Source organism: Scytonema hofmannii PCC 7110 (assembly GCF_000346485.2).
Classification (GTDB): Bacteria; Cyanobacteriota; Cyanobacteriia; order Cyanobacteriales; family Nostocaceae; genus Scytonema; species Scytonema hofmannii.
In genome coordinates this window covers 177,990-199,311 of the sequence record NZ_KQ976354.1, presented here as the reverse complement: position 1 = coordinate 199,311, position 21,322 = coordinate 177,990, and the positions used below count along the sequence as shown (strand labels likewise).

The window sequence follows — 21,322 nt, the reverse complement described above, 5'->3', positions numbered from 1 at the left end:
TCCCACAAGAGTTAGGTTGATTCTTAAGCGTGCAAGTTAAAGAATTAGAATTATGAGCTGAAAACAGCAGAACTCTTGAAGAACAGCACGAAATTACTCACTAGGAAATAGAACTTCCTGGTTTGTTGAATTCGTAAAGGTTTCTCCTTTATCTAATCTAGGCTGTGGTTGATTCTCAGGAGATACGAGATTAATTGCTCCTGCAGTTGTGCGAACTGTTGTAGCATTTGTGAACCTAACTTGATTTAATCTTGCTACTGCAGGACCAGAAGGATTGTCAACAGAGACCAACAGTGTTGGTTGGGCTACTCTATAACTTTCTCCCTTGTCTTCCAGGTCAAAAGATATATTTGGGAACTCCTGGGAAGGAGGGGTTGCAAAGGCATAAATTGGATTTTCAAATCCCTTCGCGTTTGCAAGAAAGTCTCCAAATTTTGTTCTAATGACTCCATAAGGGATGAAAAAGCTTTTCGCTGGAAATTTATTATTATTTCTTTCTGCAACAATCATCCCTAACGCTGGTTGATAGATATTGGGGAACCGATCTTTAAGGGCTTGTCCGACTAAAATCTCAGCAGAGCCATCAGCAGATTTTGCATCTATAGATACGATTTCTACAAAAACAGTTCTCGCTCCAGTTCCATTAAAACCTTCAGGAATGACTAAAAAATCTGAATCCTTGACTTGTGGACTTAGTGAAATTCCTTTTTGCCGTAGTTTAGCAAGCTTCGGAAATTTTTCGCCTTCTCCATTCTGGTCTTTGAAGTCGAATTTTAAGTTGCTAGTGTCATTCGCTAAAGGACCGCGATCTAAGAATGCATTGCTGCGAGATATTACCATTATGTCAGTAAAATTACTTAACGTCAATTTCTCGCCTGCATTTGGACCGCTCAAAATTTCTATATCTAGGTCGAATCTGCTAGGAATAAAATTTGTTCCACTTCGAGGAAAGCGGGGACTTAGAAATGGAGAAGAAATACCAGGTGGTTGTGCTTGTGCAATTTTGACTCCTTGTGCAGAACAAGGCAAGGGGACAAAAATTGCTAAAGTAACACATAATAGAATTGTTAGCTTTACAGCTAGTTTAATCATAGAAATTGTCAATTTAAACAACTTTGTTAAACCAAATTGCATTGTGCTATCTCCTTAAGTCATTTCTTTGGCATGGGGAAAATTCACCCGTTCTTTCATAAGTCTGCTAAACAAAGATTTGAGCGTAAATCTAACCACACCAGGTAAACCAAAGTCTATTGGGATGTATTTAATAGGGAGTTGCCAATCTAAAATTTGGATATCTTGCGGTTTTAAATGAGGGAAATGAATCGCCGTTAGATCCGGACAAAGTTCTATTTCCCTTGCAGCAGTCACTGTTGGAACAACTGCTGGATCTACTTTCAAGACCTCCACGATCGCTCTGTCTAGGGCAAATACATTCTCAGAAGCTCCTAATAAGCCCAGATAGCGTGGTTCTCCATCACTCGGACCGTTGCCTTCATGTCCAATAATGCCATCAATAATGGTCAGGTCTGGATTGATAGCTCGTGCTGTTTCAACCAGCATTTTGCCAAAGCGAAAACTATCTGAGCCAATCTCCATATGCCACCAAGCTTTTGTGTTACCTGGTACGCAACCAAATAAGTTTTTCACGCCTAGCGTTAATATGAGTTGTGAGTGGGATTTCACCTTAGGTAAGTTAATCACAACATCTGCTTCCATTGCTTCTTTGCTAAGCAACAAATGCTGAAACTCTTGACTCTCTGTTTGGTATCGTTTGCTGTGTAATTCCACAATGGGGAGATTTAGTTCTTCAGCAACAGGTAAATAACCTGATGCCTTTGCGACTCCCTTGGCACTGTTGAAGGTTGGGCTATCTCCTAAGAAAGGTTGACCGCCCATTGCTTTGACCATTTGAGCAACGCAGTAGACTAATTCTGGACGAGTGATGCACTCTTTTCCAGGTCGCGAACCTGTTAATAGATTGGGTTTTAAGAGAACGCGATCGCCTGGTTTTATAAACGCAGCCATTCCTCCCAATGGCTCCAACAAGATTTTTAACGCAGCATATAGCGACTGTTGCTCGTAAGAATTTGCACGAATTAAGCTAACAGAAGTAAATTTCATTTTTGTCGCGATTAGTTTAATGATGCTCCCGCTAAATGCTTTAAGCCACTGATGGAGGGAGCAAAGAAATAGCCTCCACCTGTTGGAATGACCCAATCCGTGGGAAGCTCTATAGAAATCTTTGTAAGATGACCATCAGTGTTTTTTATCGGCAAAGTCCAAGTCCGAATGCGGTTTTCTCCAAGATTATTATTTTGACCAACAATAGGATCGTATCCAGCACCACTATCAGGAAAGTTAAAATTATTAATCCAATTCGTGGTAATGAACTCAAATTGCCGTTCAATTGAAGTTTGATAGGCAAAAAATAATAAACCTCTTTCTCCTGGAGCAGGAAATGGTTCCCCAAATGGAATTCCCCGACGAAGCAGGCGATGGGTTTGAGTATCTGCTTCACTACCACCAAGAGTCTTTGTATCGCGTGGAAACGCCTTACGAATATGAGCAGCGTGAGGACAAATTAATCCCATCACATCCCCTGACATATGTAAACACTCACGAGAATTGTCTTTTCCAGAAATATCGTTGAAAACGAAGTCGTTGGAACCTTCATAAGTAAAGTAATCACTCAGCAAACTGTTTTGGGCAATTTCCACATTATTGTCACTATCTGGTGCGTGGAGAATTGGCGTACCCCTGAACCAACGCCCCATTAATTTTGCTGCTAATTTTTCAGGGTAAATATCAGCAAGTGCAGGATTGTCCGCACTCAGTTTTTTGACAGCAGTTTTAATAAACTCTTGAAAAACTTCAACGTCCTGACGTAACCTCCGAAAAACTAAAAAAGAGCCGTTTCTAGCCCAAGCAGGACTAGCTTCGGCAATTGCTCCTGGCAAAAGTTTATCAACTGGATTCTGTCGAGGGTAGCCAAAGATGAATTCACCAGGCCAAATTAAATCCTGGATTGGCTGCTCCTGGTGCAAATGAGCGGGAGCGTGGCGCGGTGTGAGAAAGCTGTCAGGCTCGTCTGAAATTCGCCCTCGAACACAAGGCTGAGAGATGCAATCACGGAAGCCAAAATGTTCGTGACCCTTTAAGGGAGGAGGCAAAACTGCTGCGGCTTGCTGAAACATTATTTTCAAGCCACTGTTTAAGTTTGTTTCTATCTGATTGACTTTGTTCGCTACACAATGAAGCTCGTCACCAGCGATAATTAATATGATATCGGGAACATTGTTAAAACCACCAATAACCCAATTGTGGCAGTTGCCTTCAGCATTGCGATCGCTCGGATCGCCTAATAGCTCGGAGCGGTTATGTAAACCATCTTTGAATGCTGCATCAGTAAATAGATCGGTATCATTAATCAGCTTGCTCAGTCCATTAAAAGAAAAAGCAATATTGAGCCAAATGTTGAGTTCATGGCAAGAATTTTCCGTTTTCTGATCGCGTTGATGAGAGTTTAATATCGCTTCAAGAGTGATAATACTGGAGTGAATTTGATGCAGCCAATGCTTGACCTGTTGTACTTCTATAATCTCAAGAAAAAGAAATGTATGATAATCTTTGTTGAATCCAGGCAGAATATGACCCTGAATCTCACCAATTTCCAGTACAGGTTCTTGTTGGGTGTTCGTCTTTTCCCGTGCAGAGGATGTAGCGATCGTCTTTCCTGATTCAACTAACATAAAAATATCCTCCGTCCTTTTTGTGCTGCATCAACACTCCAATCTACCGAGTCATAGGGTGACTTCACCGACTAGTACAGTATGGCGTCAGGAAGTCAAAGTGATTGTACCTTGGTTGTGACAACCGCAGGTGGTGCTTTAGTGCCAATTTCTGTTGCAACTTGTAAGTGATAAGTTAGACGTCGGACATCAACAGCCCCAATTTGTTGCATCAAACCGATGTAGTCTCCGTTTTGCCAAATTTCTGCAATCTTGCCATGTTCTATACGGAAGATATCTGCCTTTATTATAGACACGGGTTTGTTAGAGGACGGAATGCCCATGAGCGAACCTTGATGTGTCCCATACAAAGTTGAGACAACTGCAACTTTGTCATTTTCTGCGATCATGGTTCTAATGGTGATGCGAAAGTCAGGAAAAGCAGAAAGCAGCAACCACAAAGTCAAGCCTTGTTTGTAATGATCGATGGCATTAACAGCAACAAGTTCATCTATTGCGGTGAGATTTCTGCGGTTGAAAACCTCTTCCAAAAAACGACGAACAATTGCCTTATTTTCTTCTATGGACTCGGAGGCATTTCCGTTGATAGTTGGCATATAATGTCCTACTTAAGTTGATAGAGAAGCTACTGTTCTGAAGGAATAGCACCAATAAGTTGCATGACATCTAATTCGTTACCACAACCCCAGTGTTCCACCATCTTGTCACCAATAACTCGAAAAGTATCGATTCGCTGTCCTGTCACCTCACGTCCAGTGGGTGGAAGTCCCATGAACTCACGTTGATGAGTTCCTCTCCAAGTACCCCGAAATACGACCAAATCTCCTTCAGCTAGTTCATCCTCAATTCTGTAATGAAAGTCAGGAAAGGCCGTTAAAAAGAGTTCTAAAACAGGTTTAAATCCTCTTAATGCTGGTCCTTGACCGGGAAAAGGAGTCCAGTCAACGTAGTTTGCTATCTTGAGTTCATCTACAGCCGCTAAATTTTTCCCATTGAAAACTTGTTCTACCCAGCGACGAACGACAATCTTTTTTTCCTCTAGTTGTTCTGGAGTTAACATTGGCTTCTTCCTTTTTTCAAGATTTATGGACTACTCCCTTTCCGCTCGAAGATTATTTATTTAAATGAACCACAAAGACGCAAAGAGCGCAAAGAAAGACAAAGAAAGAGGAAAATCTTATAGCGAGAAGGGGGTATTTGTACAGAATGCAAACCCCCCACCTCAAACCCTAGAAAATCCCCTTCACTATCATTTTTAGGTTTGAACAAAATGGGCTAGTGCTGGGGAAGCAGGAGGTAATATCAAATCCGGTAGCGTCTGAATGATTAAAAACCGCAGAGAACGCAGAGGACGCAGAGGGAGAGGATGGAGGAATAATTCCGATACAAAGGGATTTGGTATAACACGAGTTTGTAGTTGTAGAGATGGTTTTTATCCTACGACCAATTATGGGGACCGCCTGGTATTTCCTGAGGTCTAAACATTAAGCCAGCACGCTGTATTGCATCTGCCCAAAAACGAGTTAGAATCTTCCTTTCTGAGAATTGCAATCCGGCTGGCAAGTTTTCCCAGCCATAATGAAATACTTGAAACAAACTGCGTCCCCACCCTGCGGGTTCCAGCCAACATCTTCCTCCCACAGAACTGTTCCAAGCAGGTCTGCTCAGCGAGAAGTTGATTGAGGGCAGAAATGAAGGGGGAGTTTGTCCGGGCTGAATCACTTCATGCACCGTCATTTGGACTGTGCCACTGGCATCTCCCATTAAAATAGTTAATGACTGCTCTGGTATAATGTGTCCTTGCATAACAAGTAGCCAGTACTTCAAACTTGCTGGGTTAAAAAGTCTATCCCAGGCAGGATAGACAGGTGCTGGCAATTCTATTTGTACGTAGGGACCCATGCGTCGCCAAGGCCAACGCCACTCCATTTTTGTTCGCAAATAGGCAGCTAACTGGTCGAGAATACCAGGCCAACCTCCTCCATTCCAGGTTTGCCAATCCCACGGCGGGTTGAGGGCTTCCTCAATGACTGTTACCCGCGTTCCTTGTTCAGTGGATTCCAATTGCCAAGTTACAGTTGTGGCTTGACCAATTCCCAACCAGCGCCAAACATACTGAAGTTGAGAGAGTGGTTTAACAGCTATGGAGCGACACAAGAAAAACTCGCCATCTTCAAAATCTAAGACACAATCGGAATGGAGTTGTTCTAAGGAGCCGTGGCAAACTGCTAGCCAGAGTTTGAGTTTATCTGGGTCAGTCAATGCTCGCCATACATCCTCAGCAGTTGCTGGAATGTCAATACTAGTTACTAACCGTTCCCAGCGATCGCGTACAATTGTTTGGGCTTCTGGAGCAAACAGACGCGGTATCTTCTCGTCTACGTTTTCTAGACTAGGAAAGTTAAGTACGTTCAACTCATTAGAGGCAACTGTTCCTGTGCTTTGGTCAGATCCGTTAGTTAAAGTCATGATATCTCAGACATTGCTATTCATTGACTAAGAACCTTGCAAAACACTCTGAATTTTGGCTTCCGTGACGTAATGCCCCATTGTGAATTTGAGACCTGTGAGGTATGCTGCAGGAGCACCATCTGGATTAGACAGATCGAACAATGGCAAAATGTGATAAATTTGTCCGTTTCCAGGATTACCAGCTGGCGGAATGGCTCGGACGTCATCAATTGTTAGCTCTATCGGTTCTTTATTAAAGAGGGTCATATTCAGTTGTGGTAGGTTAAATAATGCCCCAACAGCCATGCGACAAGCTTTAGCAGGTTTTTCACAATTTATGTCAGCATAAGGAGTGCGTAGTTGTCCCGTTGAGAGAATATCAGGATTGAGAGTCACAATAATCGATCCAATTCCTGGTGCTTCTCCACGCATACACATATCAATTAAATTCGTGAAAACCTCTGCAGTATTCCAGTGATTGGTGGTTGGTTGAGAACGAGCTACCCGTACATATCCCTGAAAGTTGACCGTGAACTCACCAATACTAGGTACCAAAAAAGTGTCCGTGGAAGTAATTCCCAAATTATCAACACCTGGTACGGGAGGTGTATATGGTTCAACAGCTTGAGGTGGATACAAATAATCCAATCCATTCAGATCAATTTGAGGTCCCCAAGCTAATTTCTTGCTGTGATGATTTTTTAAAGTATCTGCTGCAGTCATAATAAATTTCTCATGAGTTGAGTTATTTAACTTTCTTTACACTCCGTCTCAACTAAGACAAGCTTTTATAGAGACGAGTGAGTGTAGAAATAATGGTATAAAAGCAGACCTAAAGAATAGGTTTACCTGGACAGCAGGATAGACCAGGAACATCTGGAATACCGTCCATGTTGGAATCTACTTCTCCTTCTGTTGTGGCGTAAACATCACGTGAATTCAGGTCGATGTAACCATCGCCATCCCAATCGTTGAGTTTGCCCTTAAATGTACCTGATATAAACACATTGGTTAATAGACCTGTCACTGGATCGTGCAGTGTTGAGAGAATACCGTTTCCTGGTTGAATAATTTCTTCTAACGACTTACCTGCTAACCGTTGAAGGTTGGTATAGCCCCAGCCTTGAAAACGTCCGCGTACATAACGAATTGCGTCAGCACCCCGGATTTTAAAACGATTGTCCAAATACCAACAACCTTGACGAGCAAAGCCAATGAGAGCATCTCGTACTCCTTGGGAGGGATCGTCTGCTTTTCCAGAAAGGTAAAATGGACGTTTTACTTGTGATTCAAAGTAGAAGTTTCCTCTATCTGGACAGGTTCGTTCCGTAAAACCTCGAAATAGATAGTTATCAATGTGTAAGCTGCCATCAGCATGGAGACCAGAAATTGCTTTGGCAATAACCAATTGTCGCTCTCGGGTTTCTACATTTGGACATGCATGAGCTTGACCGTAGACGCGAGCCAATCCTTGTGGTGCTAGTGAAAGTTTTCCCCAAACCTGGTTAGCATCATCAAGACGGATATAGAGATCGCAGTGAATCAGTAAGAATATAGTTTCATCAAATGTTCGTCCTGGAGTGTAGCGACATTCACGATTGTCAAAGACTGGATCTCCTGTTTGTAACTCTCCCATAAAAACACTTGCCCATTCAGCAATCTCTGGGTCGGCATCATTCTGGAAGTTTTGTAGTACTTGAATTGCCCGTAAACCGCCTAATTTTTCTATTGCCCAAAGCGCATCCCATCGCACTTGTCGATCGCGATCGTGCTCGACCACCTGACAAAGCAGTTCGATCGCGTCTTTTTCGTTGCGATCGACATACTCGTAGAGCGCTTGTTCGCGCATAACCGGATCGGGATGACTCAAAGCTTCTTGGCGTAAGCGATCGCTAGGTCTTGCATCTAGACGCATGGAAACCCGGTCTAACGCATAGCCAAAGTCACTTGCCCAAGCAGCAGGATCGCCTACAATGTGTCGCGGATCGGCATAGCTAAGGGTTGATTGATAGGCAAGTTCAAGTATTTTCCTCTGTTCGGGATTTAAGTTATCAATTCCATCGCGATCGTCTCTTGATACAACCTTAGGCTGATTCTCCCCTGGGACTAAAGCGTCAGCATGGCGTTTTAGTTCTAGTTTATTGCAAAGGTCAATAGCCATTATTTGCTTTTCTCCTTATGACTTGAGATGCTTATCGTAACTTTCACCTCATGATTCTTTAATTTCTACTTGAGGATGGAAAGAGTTGCCAGACTTGAGGTGGTATTGGTTTGATTTCCTCTTAATCGTACAACTAGGATATGAAACTGTGACTTCTCTGAAATTGCTCATTCTGAAATCAGAGCAGAATTCTGCGAACTGCTGTGCTACCTGTGTTATACGGGTGTTATTGCTCGATTTATAAGTATTTATAACTAAAATTTTTCTTTTTATTTTCTTAAGTTTTGTATACTCTTAGAGTATCCTCAGTCAAGCAATGAGATAATATACTTAATTAAATGTAGTTTTAATGAATCACTCTCTTGTGTTCTCAAGCACAAGACAAAGTGTACGTAAAGCTACATTTTTTTATGAACTTTTACCTCAATCCTACGGTCAACCATCTCCATATTAGCGTTGAAACCAGTTAATTTCTTGCAAGCTTTGTCTGTTCTACAAGTTAGTCTCTCAGGGAATTCCTAATAAAAAATATCTCAAAATTTCTTGTAGTGTGGTGCTCATCGCCCACCACTAATATAGGATGACTGGAGACGTCCATTTCATAAGATGGGTAATTTGGGTAACTCATTCCTTGAAATCCCTAAAAAGAAATAAAGGTACTCCTTGCTCGCATTTTGGTTTCTATAGGCGCAGAAATACATCTTTATGCCTTTTTGTATATAGCAGCAATCCTATTTGATTTGTAAATTATATGTAGGTAAAGCTATGCCGCACAAAAGACTTGATGGTGGGCAATGCCCACCCTACATTCCCTAAAATTGTTTGTAACTCATTTAGGATTCCTATAGGCATTAAGTTGATTATTGTTTCGACAGATTTCAATGAACTTTTAATACTTGTTGTTGATATAAATCATACCTATCATAACATACACAAGAACGTCAAGTATATTTATAGTTCGCTTTGAAAAAAAAATTGGATGGGAAGAATATGTTTTTTAAAGTATTCTACAAACAAAAATTTCAGAGCCAAAAAAAACAGCAAAATCTTGGCAGAATTGCTAAATTTAAGAATTTTGATTTCATTAGAAGAGAATATAAGCAAACAATAAAATTACTACATTGTACTGAGTTTTGGTCTTGGTGGTCTAATGGCAAAATCACTAACAATATCCAGCCTCATTCATCTTTGAAGACATCAAGCCTGTCTCCAGATGCGGTTCAATTGATTGATACTGTATGGTTGAGCGATACATTAGCTCCATCTTGCGGCTGGCAAACTTTGGCTAATGTTAAGCAGATTCAGCTTCGAGAAAGGATAGCTGAAAAAATCGCCTTAGCAAAATCTCTTGACAGGTTAACTGTTGAATATGTGGATGGTAGCCATGGTAGACTTTATATTTATACAGATGGTTCTCCAGAGAAGCACAGGATTGTTCGTGACATTACTGTTGAGCTACCAGTAGAATGCTTCATAGCAAACTTTGTGGGATTGATACCAGAAGAAGCAACAAGCTTAGTCATGTTTTTCAAGCGTCCTACTTTTAGTTAAGTACCCCATGAAGGACATTACTACAATTTTCTGCATCACAATTGCTCATTCAAATCAGACTCAATTCGCATTTTATAAATACGTAATCCCAACTTGACCAAGTATAATATCATCTGGTCTAAACTTCTTTCACTCAATTCTGCTAACCTTTGTATCTCACTTAAGGTTTCTGGTGAAAGTTCTTTTTCAAATCGGAGCAAGTCATTTTCTAACTGTTGAATAAGAGTGCGGTGCTGTTGTTTAGCCTCTTCCTTAAGCTTTTGACCTTGAGGAGAAGCCAGGAATAATGATAACAGATTGACTGTCAACCCTGACATGGAAATTCCGTCTACTTGAGACTGGGACTCCAGAAGAGTATAGAGTGATTCTGTCATGTATAGAGTCAAGCGTCGAGTACTGTCCTCAGGTGTAGCTTTTTTGCGTCTTTTTTGCGGGCTCATTATTTATAATTTATTTACAGTCATTCTTTCTATTAATCAAGTTTATAAATAATCAGACTTTTTGTCATTTCAGATCTTGTGATTTTTAAAGCTTACAACTGTATTTTTAAGGAAAACATAACGAAGCGTAAAAGCGTAGACTCTAGAAGGAAGGGTCTGATAGAGTAGCTATTCTTAGGTAATATTTGGCGAAATTTCATTTGTAATGACAATTTGATGTATACAAGATAAAATTAAAAACACTTTCAATTACAGCATTTCAGGTAAATGAAGTACATCGTTAGGGGCGCGGCGGCCTTGCGCCCCTACAACAATCCGTACCTCATTTAGTTGCAATCTGCTGTATATACTATCAAAACCATCAAATCTCATCAATGTATAAAAAACTACATATTTGTCTTAGAAGGATTCTTAAGAAAATATAAAATTATTTTAGTACCTGTACTATAATGGTTTTATAGCATTACTATGAAGAGAGACTTACACATAAAATTATGTGTATGAGGTAAAAAAATGCTTTTTTCTTGGAGAAGCTTTCGCCGACTGATGTTCGGTATCCCATTAGTAGAAGCAACTTGTGCTACACGAGGATTTCAAGGGAGCGAAATCAAAGTGCAGCAGAGATTCGAGCAGATTGGTCACACATTCTTACATGGGTATCATACGGCGCTTGAAGACGACAAGCCTGAATCTCTTGTATTCCGACTAAATACTATTGAAGCTGAACTAAGGGGTTTTGCCTTTGAAGGAGCTGCAATGGGACTTACTTTACTGGATAAAGTTATTCCTTTACCGAGAAGTCGGCTACAGATTTTTTTAGAAAGTGCTGGGTCAGATCACGCCTACATGGTGCATGTGGGGGTTGGTTGGTTGCTAGCACGACTTCACCAGCGCGTCGAACCATTTCTCGCGAAACTAGATCCTTTATTGTGCTGGCTAGTAGTTGATGGCTACGGGTTCCATGAGGGGTACTTTCACTGGCGAGATTACATTCAGCAGCAGAAAAGCCTTAAGCAACTTTCCAGCTACGCCCGTCGAGTCTTCGATCAAGGTTTAGGACGAAGCCTTTGGTTTGTAAACGGTGCTGATGTCACTCTAATTCCAGCAACAATTGCTGCTTTCCCATTAGCACGACATAGCGACCTTTGGAGTGGGATCGGTTTAGCCTGTACCTATGCAGGTGGCGTAGAACGTGATGCGATAGAAGCTTTGCAAATAGCAGCAAAGCCTTATCAACCTTACTTGGCACAAGGAGCAGCATTTGCAGCAAAGGCACGTCAGCGAGCTAGTAACCCAGCAGCTCATACGGAATTAGCATGTCAGGTTTTCTGTAATATGTCGGCTGATGCAGCAGCTCGAGTGACAGACATGGCTTTGGAGAAGCTACCGACTAATGGAGCGGAACCAGCATACGAGATTTGGCGACAGCGAGTTCAAACTCATTTCACATCGGCACTATTAACTGCCTTATAAAAAAGTTTGATCTCAAAAATGAGGATGCCCACAAAAAGGAGTCATAATCATGAGTCATGGCATTTACCCAGTCTATCGATGCTCAATTTTTTGGTAGTCATATCAAGTCCGGTCGCGTCTGAATGATTAGAAAACCGCAGAGGACGTAGAGGAGAGAAAAGAGGTATAATTAGATACAAAAAAATGAATATTAGTCTTCTTTTCTAAAGTGTTGAAGCCAGCATTAACCAATAGGGTTAGCAAAAACAGATTTGTAACTCCCTTCTCGTGTTGAGATGCATCTTTATACAGTAAAGGAAGTCAAGAAAATGAGTATCGCGGCAAGTATCATTCAATATCATGCAAAACGTCTGGTCGCGATCGCAATAATTCTGGGGTTATTGTGTTGGGCTAGACTACCAGCGTTGTCTGCTACTGAGCGGACTTCGCTTGCAGATCAATTCCGCTTTACACGCTTGCCATTACCAGAATTAACTGGTCACTCACTCCACTTTGTGCGACAAGTCCATCCTAGTGTTCGGCGTCACTCTGCTTGGATTTCTGCGGTTGGTGCCTCTGTAGCTTTAAATGACCTGGATGGTGATGATTTGTCCAATGACATTTGCTACGTAGATACGCGTACTAATCAAGTTATTGTCGCACCAGTACCAAAGACGGGCGAACGGTATCAGCCCTTCGTTTTACAACCCACTTTTGTGACCTACACTTCAAAAACTATTGCACCGATGGGTTGTCTACCAGGAGATTTGAACGAAGATGGTTTGATGGACATACTTGTCTACTATTGGGGACATACTCCCATCGCTTTTTTACGCTCGCAGAAAATAGATTCAAATCAACTGGAACTGAGTGCCAACAACTACATACAACGCGAGATAGCTTCAGATAAACAAAGATGGTATACTAACGCAGCCACCATAGCCGATCTAGATGGTGATGGACACACTGACCTCATCTTCGGCAACTATTTTCCAGATGATTCTGAAATTCTGAACCCGAATGGGACTGGTAGCGAACAAATGCAGCATTCCATGACCCGTGCTAGCAATGGGGGGCGGAATCGACTACTCCTATGGACAAAAGCAACAGTAGGAGAAAACCCGACAGTAGAGTTCCGAGAGACTCAGGGAGTTTTAGACGAATCCATTGCTCGCGGATGGACTTTAGCAGTAGGGACAGCCGATCTAGATGGAGATTTGTTACCCGAAATCTATTTTGCCAATGATTTTGGACCAGACCGACTACTGCATAATCACTCTCAGGCTGGAAAACTTCGCTTTACGCTTTTAGAAGGTCAGAAAACACTGACTACACCCAATTCTAAAGTCCTTGGTCGCGATTCGTTTAAGGGCATGGGGGTGGACTTCGGTGATTTGAATGACGATGGATTACTTGACATTTATGTCAGCAACATAGCATCTGAATATGCACTAGAAGAAAGCCACTTTCTCTTTCAAAGCACTGGCAAACTCGATAGTATGCAGCAAGGCATTGCGCCATACATCGACCGTAGCGAACCATTAGGTTTATCTCGTAGTGGCTGGAGTTGGGAAGCCCGCTTGGGAGACTTTAATAACGACGGAATACTAGAAGCACTACAAGCAACAGGATTTGTCAAAGGTGATATTAATCGCTGGCCAGAATTACACGAACTAGCAATAGGCAATGACGAACTTCTAAGCAATCCTCGTAGTTGGCCACGGTTGCAACCGGGCGATGACTTAAGCGGTCACCAACACAATCCATTTTTTGTACGTGCTCATAATGGTCGATATTATGACCTTTCTCAAGATTTGGGTCTAGACTCAGTCAAAGTGAGCCGGGGAATTGCGACAGCTGATGTAGACGGAGACGGCGATTTGGACTTAGCGATCGCTAATCAGTGGGAATCTTCTGATTTTTATCGCAATGAAAGTCCTCGACCTGGAGCATTTTTGGGTATCCATCTACGACTGCCCTCTAAACTAGAAGTTAATTCTAAAACAAGCGCTCGACCCGGTCATCTTAACACAACCGCCGGAAGACCTGCCATTGGAGCGACTGCAACTGTCCACCTTCCTAATGGGAAGCGATTGGTAGCACAGGTAGATGGTGGCAATGGTCATTCCGGCGCACGCAGCCCTGACCTTCACTTTGGTTTAGGTCAAGCTCTCCCCCTCAATACTCAGCTACCAATTGATTTGCACTGGAGAGATTTAACCGGTCAAGTACATCAAGAAACATTACACTTATCGCCTGGTTGGCACACGGTGTTGCTTGGCGGAAATGCTACAGGCTCTGACTTAACGGCAGAGCGAAAAACATCTTCAACACAAGGGTAAGGGTGACACGATGACCACTTTTGAAAGCTGGCATAAAGCAAATCGCTTAGCAGGGTTGCGGCGCTTTGCTGTGGCGATTACAATCTTGAATATTTTGGGGCACACTTTTTTGGGCTTTGAGCAATCCTGGGCACAGCCTCTGGTGGCGCTAGTCACTGCTTATAGCTTGGAAATTATACTCGAAGTCGTTGATGCTGGGGTTAACCAACGCATACCTCGCTTCATTGGCGGGTTTAAACGTCTCGTCGATTTTCTCCTATCCGCTCACATTACAGGTTTGGCGATCGCCATGCTACTTTACAGCAATGAGCGTTTGTTACCCATCATTTTTTCCACTACTGTTGCCATCGGCTCAAAAGCCATTTTTCGTGCAACTGTCGAGAAGAGCACCCAGCATTTCTTCAACCCTTCAAACTTTGGTATCACTATTACCCTTTTAGTTTTTCCCTGGGTGAGTATTGCTCCTCCTTATCAATTCACCGAAAACCTCAGTGGTATTGGGGATTGGCTTTTACCAGGGCTGATAGTTATTTCCGGTACATTCTTAAATGCACGCTTCACCCGTCGGCTTCCCCTAATTGCAGCCTGGTTAGGAGGCTTTATCGTGCAGGCATTATTGAGAAGCTTGGCATTTGGAACGCCACTCACTGCTGCATTTGTACCAATGACAGGGGTAGCATTTGTTCTGTTTACATTTTATATGGTCACAGACCCAGGCACAACACCCGGCAAACCATTTAACCAAGTCGTCTTTGGGGCGTCAGTTGCAACTGCCTATGGGTTTCTCATGGTCAATCACATTGTCTTTGGGTTGTTCTTTGCTCTCACAATCATTTGTATATTGCGAGGGTTAAGTGCATACACGCAATCATTAGTAGCATATATTGCTAGTGAAAAAGTTTTAGTTCCAGCACCTACAAAGGTAGGGGAGGCGTGAGCCATGACACCTACTATTGCTATTGTCGGTATGGCTTGCCAATATCCTGATGCCCGCTCGCCCATAGAACTATGGGAAAATGTACTAGCCCAGCGTCGTGCTTTTAGGAAACTGCCACCAGAACGCCTCAACCTAACAGACTATTTATCTGCTGACCGAAGTGCTCCCGATTGCACCTATTCTACTGAAGCAGCCCTCATTGAGGGTTATGAATTCGACCGAGTTGCTTTTCGGGTAGCTGGTAGTACATTCCGTTCTGCAGACTTAACTCATTGGCTGGCGTTAGATGTTGCTACCCAAGCACTGGCAGATGCTGGCTTCCCTGATGGCGATCGCTTACCACGAGATACAACTGGCATAGTCCTGGGTAACACACTTACAGGAGAATTTTCCAGAGCTAACACAATGCGGCTGCGCTGGCCTTATGTACGTCGAATTGTGGAAGCTACGCTTATGCAACAAAACTGGTTGCCAGAACAACGTTGGCAATTTCTTAAAAATCTAGAAGCACTCTACAAAGAACCATTTCCAGCAATTAACGAAGAAACCCTTGCTGGTAACTTATCTAACACGATTGCAGGACGTATTTGCAATCATTTCGACTTCAAGGGAGGCGGCTATACAGTTGATGGAGCGTGTAGCTCTTCATTACTAGCCGTTGCAACTGTCTGCTCTGCTTTAGTGACAGGTGATTTAGATGTAGCAATAGCTGGTGGCGTAGATTTAAGTCTAGACCCATTTGAACTGGTAGGATTTGCCAAAGCAGGTGCATTAGCAGATGAAGAAATGCATATTTATGACACTCGTTCTTCTGGCTTTTTACCTGGAGAGGGCTGCGGTTTTGTCGTGTTGATGCGGTACGAAGATGCTGTAGCACGGGATTGCCGCATTTATGCAACTATTCGCGGTTGGGGAATTTCTTCCGATGGTCACGGTGGAATTACTCGTCCTGAGGTTGAAGGTCAGCTTCTAGCCTTACATCATGCCTATCGTCGGGCTAGTTTTGGTATTGAAACAGTCTCTTTATTTGAAGGGCATGGCACTGGAACTAGTATTGGTGATGCTACAGAGCTGCGATCGCTGTCTCGTGCGCGTCGGGAAGCAGCACCACAAGCTCCTCCTGCAATTATTGGCTCAATCAAAGCGAATATCGGTCATACTAAAGCAGCAGCCGGAGTTGCTGGGTTGATCAAGGCAACAATGGCTCTCCACAACCAAATATTACCCCCAACAACTGGATGTGACCAACCTCATCCAATTCTCACTGATGAAAAGCCAGCTTTGCAAGTGCTGAACAAAGGTCAAAGTTGGTCTCCAGACCTACCACTCCGCGCTGGTGTCAGCGCTATGGGCTTTGGAGGAATTAACACTCATATTGTGTTAGAGCGAACTGCTACTGAACGCCGTCAAAATCTGACTCACCAGGAGCAAGTCTTTTTGGCTTCCGCCCAGGACGCTGAACTCATTCTCATGTCTGCTCGAGATACAAATGATTTACACAAGCAGGTAGAACACCTACTGACACTGTCTCCAAGACTATCTAGAGCCGAAGTTGCTGATTTAGCTACTGAGTTGCAAAGAAGACTTGACATTCGTGACAATGCGCCGATTAGAGCATCAATAGTAGCAGATACTCCTTTGAATTTCACAAACCGTCTAGAAATATTAAAGTCATGGCTATCAGAAGCTGCGATGACTCGCTTGGACAGCCGTTTAGGTATATTTTTAAGTACAGGTATCAATTTGCCCCGAATCGGGTTTTTATTCCCAGGACAAGGTTCGCCACTATATCTTAATGGTGGAGCTTGGTGTCGCCGTTTTGAATTTGTACAAGAACTTTACACTCTAGCAAACTTATCCCAAATCAATGACAACAACACAACCGCAATAGCGCAACCAACAATTGTCACAGCTTCCATAGCAGCTTTATACACCTTAGAGAAGCTTGGCATTACAGGAAATATTGCTGTTGGTCATAGTTTAGGGGAACTCACTGCTCTCCATTGGGGTGGTGTGTTTGATACAAAAACTGTATTGCGGATTGCGACTGTCCGAGGGAAGGCGATGGCGGAACTGAGCAGTCCAAGTGGTGCGATGGTGAGTGTTCGGGCTTCACAGCAAGAATTGACAGGATTATTAAGCGATCGCTCAGTCGTCATAGCTGGTTTGAATTCACCCCAGCAAACAGTTATCTCCGGAGAAACAAAGGTCGTAGATACCATTGTCGATCGCGCTACTGCTCTAGGTTTCAAGACATTTAAATTACCAGTCTCACACGCTTTCCACTCTCCGTTGGTAGCTTCTTCTGGAGAGCAGCTAGCAGAACATCTCAAGAAAGAACATTTTCAACCTTTACAGAAAACTGTTGTATCCACCGTAACTGGTTCTCCCATCTCATCCAATGAAGATTTGCCATCCCTACTGATTCGTCAAATAACGTCACCAGTACGGTTTATGGAAGCAGTCACTAAAGCGGCTGAGGGTGTGGACTTGTTCATTGAGGTCGGACCCGGTCAAGTGTTGAGCGGTTTGGTCAGTGAGTTTTTGAACGTTCCAGTTGTAGCAATTGATGCTGGTGGTTTTTCCCTTTCAGGCTTGTTGAAAGCAGTTGGCGCAGCATTCGCTCTCGGAGCACCTGTTAACCATAAAGAACTGTTTGCTGGACGATTTACGCGAGCGTTTCATCTAGAGTGGCGTCCTCAATTTTTCGCTAACCCATGTGAATTGGCTCCCGTTTCTAAACCAATACCAGAACAGAAAAGTTCTACAGCAGAACGTCAAAAGGGCAACAAAGGCTCATATCCCCCATCTCTAATGCCCAAGCAGCAATCACCCTTAGAGCTTGTCCGCCAGCTAGTAGCTGAAAGAGCAGAACTTCCTACAACAGCAGTAAAAGATGACAGTCGCCTGTTGAGTGAGTTGCATTTGAATTCAATTACTGTAGCACAGTTAGTTGTGGAAGCATCTCGGTGTCTTAATCTACCTCCACCATCTGCACCAACTGACTATGCAAATGCATCTGTTGGTGCTATCGCTCAAGCACTAGAAGAACTTTTACACGCGGGTGCTTCTAGGATAGTTGAGACAGAAAAGCGATCGCTTTCAGGTGTGGATTCATGGATACGAGCATTCACCGTTGAACTCGTAGAGCGTCCTTTACCACGTTATCAATTTTCCGCCAGTATAAAAGAAAAAGGATGTTGGCAAATAATTGCTCCTACTGAGTATTTATTGGCAAAACTTTTACAAAAAGCCTTCGAGCATTACGACGGTGGTGGAATTATCCTTTGTCTTCCACCAGAAGAATCTGATGAATGCTATATAAACCTCTTGCTTCAGGGTGCTCGTGCTGTGTTAGCAGCAAAAGAAGCCACGCACTTTGTGCTGATTCAACATAATATGGTCGGTACAGCATTTGCCCGTACACTTTACCAAGAAGTCCCAAATTTAACGACTTGTGTGATTAATATACCTGTCGATCGCCCTGAGACAATAGAATGGATACTTGCAGAAGTCAGGGCAGCAGTTGGGTATTCTGAGGCGCATTATGATGCCTTTGGCTATCGGCGGGAGCCAATTATGCGATTTTTGCCGATGCATAAAGAACCAGCCGAATTGACCTTGACTTCAAATGATGTGTTACTGGTGACTGGAGGTGGAAAGGGAATTGCTGCTGAATGTGCGCTCTCTCTAGCTCGAGAAATAGGAGTGCGATTAGTCCTGCTGGGGCGATCGCAGCCAGAAAATGATATTGAACTTGCAACCAACTTGGATAGAATGACTGCTTCGGGCATCCAACTGCGGTATATTGCTGCTGATGTTAGCAACCCAGAAGCTGTTCGAGTTGCAGTGAGTAAAGCAGAAATAGAGTTTGGTCCCATAACTGCAATTTTGCACGGTGCAGGCGTGAATGTGCCGCAACTCCTAACATCTCTTGACGAAGCGGCGTTTTTTAGTACTTTAGCACCCAAAGTTCAAGGAGTTCGGAATTTACTCTCTGCAATTAACCCAGAACATCTGCGACTTTTCATCACTTTCGGTTCAATCATCGCCCGTACCGGTCTGCGAGGCGAAGCACACTATGCACTAGCGAATGAATGGCTTGCTTGTCTGCTAGAAAAATTCCAAGCACAGCATCCAAAGTGCCGTTGTCTGAATATAGAGTGGTCTATCTGGTCAGGTGTTGGTATGGGTGAACGCTTGGGTCGGATAGATATCCTGATGCAGCAAGGGATTACACCGATCTCACCAGATGTAGGAATTTCTGTCTTGCGTCGCTTGCTTGCACAGTCATTGCCAGCAACTTCCATAATTGTCACTGGTCGTTTTGGAAAGCTACTAACTTTGAAGGTGGAGCAGCCAGAACTTCCATTCTTGCGTTTCCTAGAATACAAAAGAGTATATTATCCCGGAGTGGAGTTAATTGTTGATGCGGAGTTATCAGCAGACTCCGATCCGTATCTAAACGAGCATATCTTCCAAGGTGAACGGCTTTTCCCAGCAGTTATGGCGATGGAAGCCATTGCACAGGTAGTTATGGCACTAACTCACTCGATTCAGCCACCCATTTTTAAAGATGTGAAGTTTAGTCAGCCAGTGGTGGTTCCTGATGGCTTACCTATGAAGATTCGTTTAGCAGCGCTTATACGTGAGTCTGAGGAAATTGAAGTCGTCTTGAGAAGCGAGCAGACGTCCTTCATGGTGAATCACTTCCAAGCAACCTGCGTTATTAATCAGTTGCCATTGAAAACGTACAAAAGACAAATATCAAGTGACCGGGCTGACGTTTCTCTCAACCCAGAACGCGAACTTTACGGTTCCATTCTCTTTCATAGCGGGCGATTCCGACGACTGCAAGGTTACCGCCATTTAACAGCAACTGAGTGTTTTGCTGAAATTGCACCAGATAGCGGAACTCCCTGGTTTAGTCGGTATTTACCTGAAAAACTGGTTCTCGGCGACCCAGCAGCCAGAGACGCTGCGATCCATGCACTCCAAGCCTGCATTCCTCATGCAACGATTTTGCCTGTAGGAGTGGATCGGCTCATTTCCAGTGTAATGCATACATCTCCTGCTCGCTTTGTTCATGCACGAGAGCGAGCACAATTGGACAACATTTTTATTTATGATTTGCAGGTGCTTGGAGCAGATGGAGTTGTTCTAGAACAATGGGACGGTTTACGGTTACAGGTTGTTAACCAAACAGTGTCTCAAAATTCTTTGGCAGAGACGCTTTTAGGTCCATATATGGAACGCCGGATACGAGAGTTCGTTACTACAGCAGATATAACAGTGGTTGTGGACAAAGATCCAACCGTTGAACATCGCGTGCGGAGCGATCGAGCAATTCGGCAAGCGCTTGGTTCATTAGATGTACCTGTTTGGCGGCGACCTGATGGTAAACCAGAAGCGATTGGTTCTCAAGCTGTATCAGCAGCCCATGCAGGCGATATTACACTGGCAGTTGCTGGTTCTGAACCAGTTGGCTGTGATATCGAGTCAGTGGTATCCCGGTCTGTGGATCTGTGGAAAGGCTTGCTTGGTGTGGAGCGATTTGCATTAGCAGAAGTCATTGCACAACAAGTAGGTGAAGACCGAAATACAGCTGCTACGAGAATTTGGGCAGCAAGTGAGTGTTTGAGAAAGGCTGGGGCTATGGTCGATGCTCCCTTGGTGCTGGTTTTGTCTACTGCTGATGGTTGGGCTGTGCTGGCATCAGGACATTTGACCATCACTACGTTAGTGGCATCAGTACAGAAAGTTAACAATCAATTGGTATTAGCAGTGTTATTAAGGAGCAATCATGCGAGCTTATGAGCAACATCACATAGTGGGATTTGAAGAAACGAACCTCGTAGGCAATGTTTACTACGCAAATCATGTGAGTTGGCAAGGTAAATGTAGAGAGATGTTCTTACGAGAGTATGCACCTGAAGTGTTAGAAGATCTGTCACGGGGTCTTGCACTCGCTACGGTTCGGGTGTCATGCGAGTACTTTGCGGAACTGTTTGCCTTTGATGAAGTTGCAATCAGGATGCGCTTGGGGGCTATGACACAAAATCGCATCACAATGCTCTTTGAGTATTGGCGGCTTGCGGAAGACACTGAGGAACTAGTTGCTCGTGGGGAACAACAAGTGGCTTGTATGCGGCGCACAGGAGAAAAGTTAATCCCAACACCAGTCCCAGAAGTACTGCGAGAAGCTTTGCAATTGTATACAGAAACATAAGGAGGCATGA

Annotated in this window: 15 protein-coding genes; 6 read left to right on the top strand and 9 right to left on the bottom strand. The window is 43.4% G+C overall.

Annotated elements, in window-relative coordinates; all coding sequences use genetic code 11:
* Positions 1 to 93: 93 nt before the first annotated feature.
* From WA1_RS00900 to WA1_RS00865, 8 genes are all read right to left on the bottom strand, one after another.
* Positions 94 to 1,134, bottom strand: a complete 1,041-nt coding sequence (locus WA1_RS00900) for a hypothetical protein (RefSeq protein ID WP_017742111.1) — start codon at positions 1,132 to 1,134, stop codon at positions 94 to 96.
* Between the two features lie 12 nt (positions 1,135 to 1,146).
* Positions 1,147 to 2,121: an Npun_F2552 family protein gene (locus WA1_RS00895; RefSeq protein ID WP_017742112.1), complete on the bottom strand. Its 975-nt coding sequence runs from the start codon at positions 2,119 to 2,121 to the stop codon at positions 1,147 to 1,149.
* 11 nt (positions 2,122 to 2,132) lie between these two features.
* Positions 2,133 to 3,749 (bottom strand): Dyp-type peroxidase, encoded by a 1,617-nt coding sequence (locus WA1_RS00890; RefSeq protein WP_017742113.1) that lies wholly within the window; start codon positions 3,747 to 3,749, stop codon positions 2,133 to 2,135.
* A 95-nt stretch (positions 3,750 to 3,844) separates the two neighbouring features.
* Positions 3,845 to 4,345, bottom strand: a complete 501-nt coding sequence (locus WA1_RS00885; protein ID WP_017742114.1) for an ester cyclase — start codon at positions 4,343 to 4,345, stop codon at positions 3,845 to 3,847.
* A gap of 29 nt (positions 4,346 to 4,374) precedes the next feature.
* Positions 4,375 to 4,809, bottom strand: coding sequence for an ester cyclase (locus tag WA1_RS00880; protein ID WP_017742115.1), 435 nt, complete (start codon positions 4,807 to 4,809; stop codon positions 4,375 to 4,377).
* Between the two features lie 377 nt (positions 4,810 to 5,186).
* Positions 5,187 to 6,218, bottom strand: coding sequence for an SRPBCC family protein (locus WA1_RS00875; protein WP_017742116.1), 1,032 nt, complete (start codon positions 6,216 to 6,218; stop codon positions 5,187 to 5,189).
* A gap of 27 nt (positions 6,219 to 6,245) precedes the next feature.
* Positions 6,246 to 6,923 (bottom strand): DUF6073 family protein, encoded by a 678-nt coding sequence (locus tag WA1_RS00870; protein WP_017742117.1) that lies wholly within the window; start codon positions 6,921 to 6,923, stop codon positions 6,246 to 6,248.
* Between the two features lie 109 nt (positions 6,924 to 7,032).
* Positions 7,033 to 8,361, bottom strand: coding sequence for a HEAT repeat domain-containing protein (locus WA1_RS00865; protein WP_017742118.1), 1,329 nt, complete (start codon positions 8,359 to 8,361; stop codon positions 7,033 to 7,035).
* A 990-nt stretch (positions 8,362 to 9,351) separates the two neighbouring features.
* On the opposite strand from WA1_RS00865, the gene WA1_RS00860 reads away from it, so the two are divergent.
* On the top strand, positions 9,352 to 9,912 hold the full coding sequence (locus WA1_RS00860; protein ID WP_017742119.1) for a hypothetical protein: 561 nt from the start codon (positions 9,352 to 9,354) through the stop codon (positions 9,910 to 9,912).
* 35 nt (positions 9,913 to 9,947) lie between these two features.
* Here the strand turns inward: WA1_RS00860 and WA1_RS00855 are convergent, their stop codons facing one another.
* A complete protein-coding gene (locus WA1_RS00855; protein WP_017742120.1) occupies positions 9,948 to 10,352 on the bottom strand; it encodes a hypothetical protein in 405 nt (134 codons plus the stop codon).
* Positions 10,353 to 10,865: 513 nt separating this feature from the next.
* On the opposite strand from WA1_RS00855, the gene WA1_RS00850 reads away from it, so the two are divergent.
* From WA1_RS00850 to WA1_RS00830, 5 genes are all read left to right on the top strand, one after another.
* Positions 10,866 to 11,825 (top strand): DUF1702 family protein, encoded by a 960-nt coding sequence (locus WA1_RS00850; RefSeq protein WP_026134510.1) that lies wholly within the window; start codon positions 10,866 to 10,868, stop codon positions 11,823 to 11,825.
* Positions 11,826 to 12,133: 308 nt separating this feature from the next.
* Positions 12,134 to 14,146, top strand: a complete 2,013-nt coding sequence (locus WA1_RS00845; protein ID WP_017742122.1) for a CRTAC1 family protein — start codon at positions 12,134 to 12,136, stop codon at positions 14,144 to 14,146.
* Between the two features lie 10 nt (positions 14,147 to 14,156).
* On the top strand, positions 14,157 to 15,083 hold the full coding sequence (locus WA1_RS00840; protein ID WP_017742123.1) for a hypothetical protein: 927 nt from the start codon (positions 14,157 to 14,159) through the stop codon (positions 15,081 to 15,083).
* A 3-nt stretch (positions 15,084 to 15,086) separates the two neighbouring features.
* Entirely contained in the window at positions 15,087 to 20,900 is a 5,814-nt protein-coding gene (locus tag WA1_RS00835; RefSeq protein ID WP_017742124.1) for a type I polyketide synthase, read from the top strand.
* Positions 20,887 to 21,312, top strand: coding sequence for an acyl-CoA thioesterase (locus tag WA1_RS00830; protein ID WP_017742125.1), 426 nt, complete (start codon positions 20,887 to 20,889; stop codon positions 21,310 to 21,312). The genes WA1_RS00835 and WA1_RS00830 overlap by 14 nt, the downstream gene beginning before the upstream one ends.
* Positions 21,313 to 21,322 lie beyond the last annotated feature (10 nt).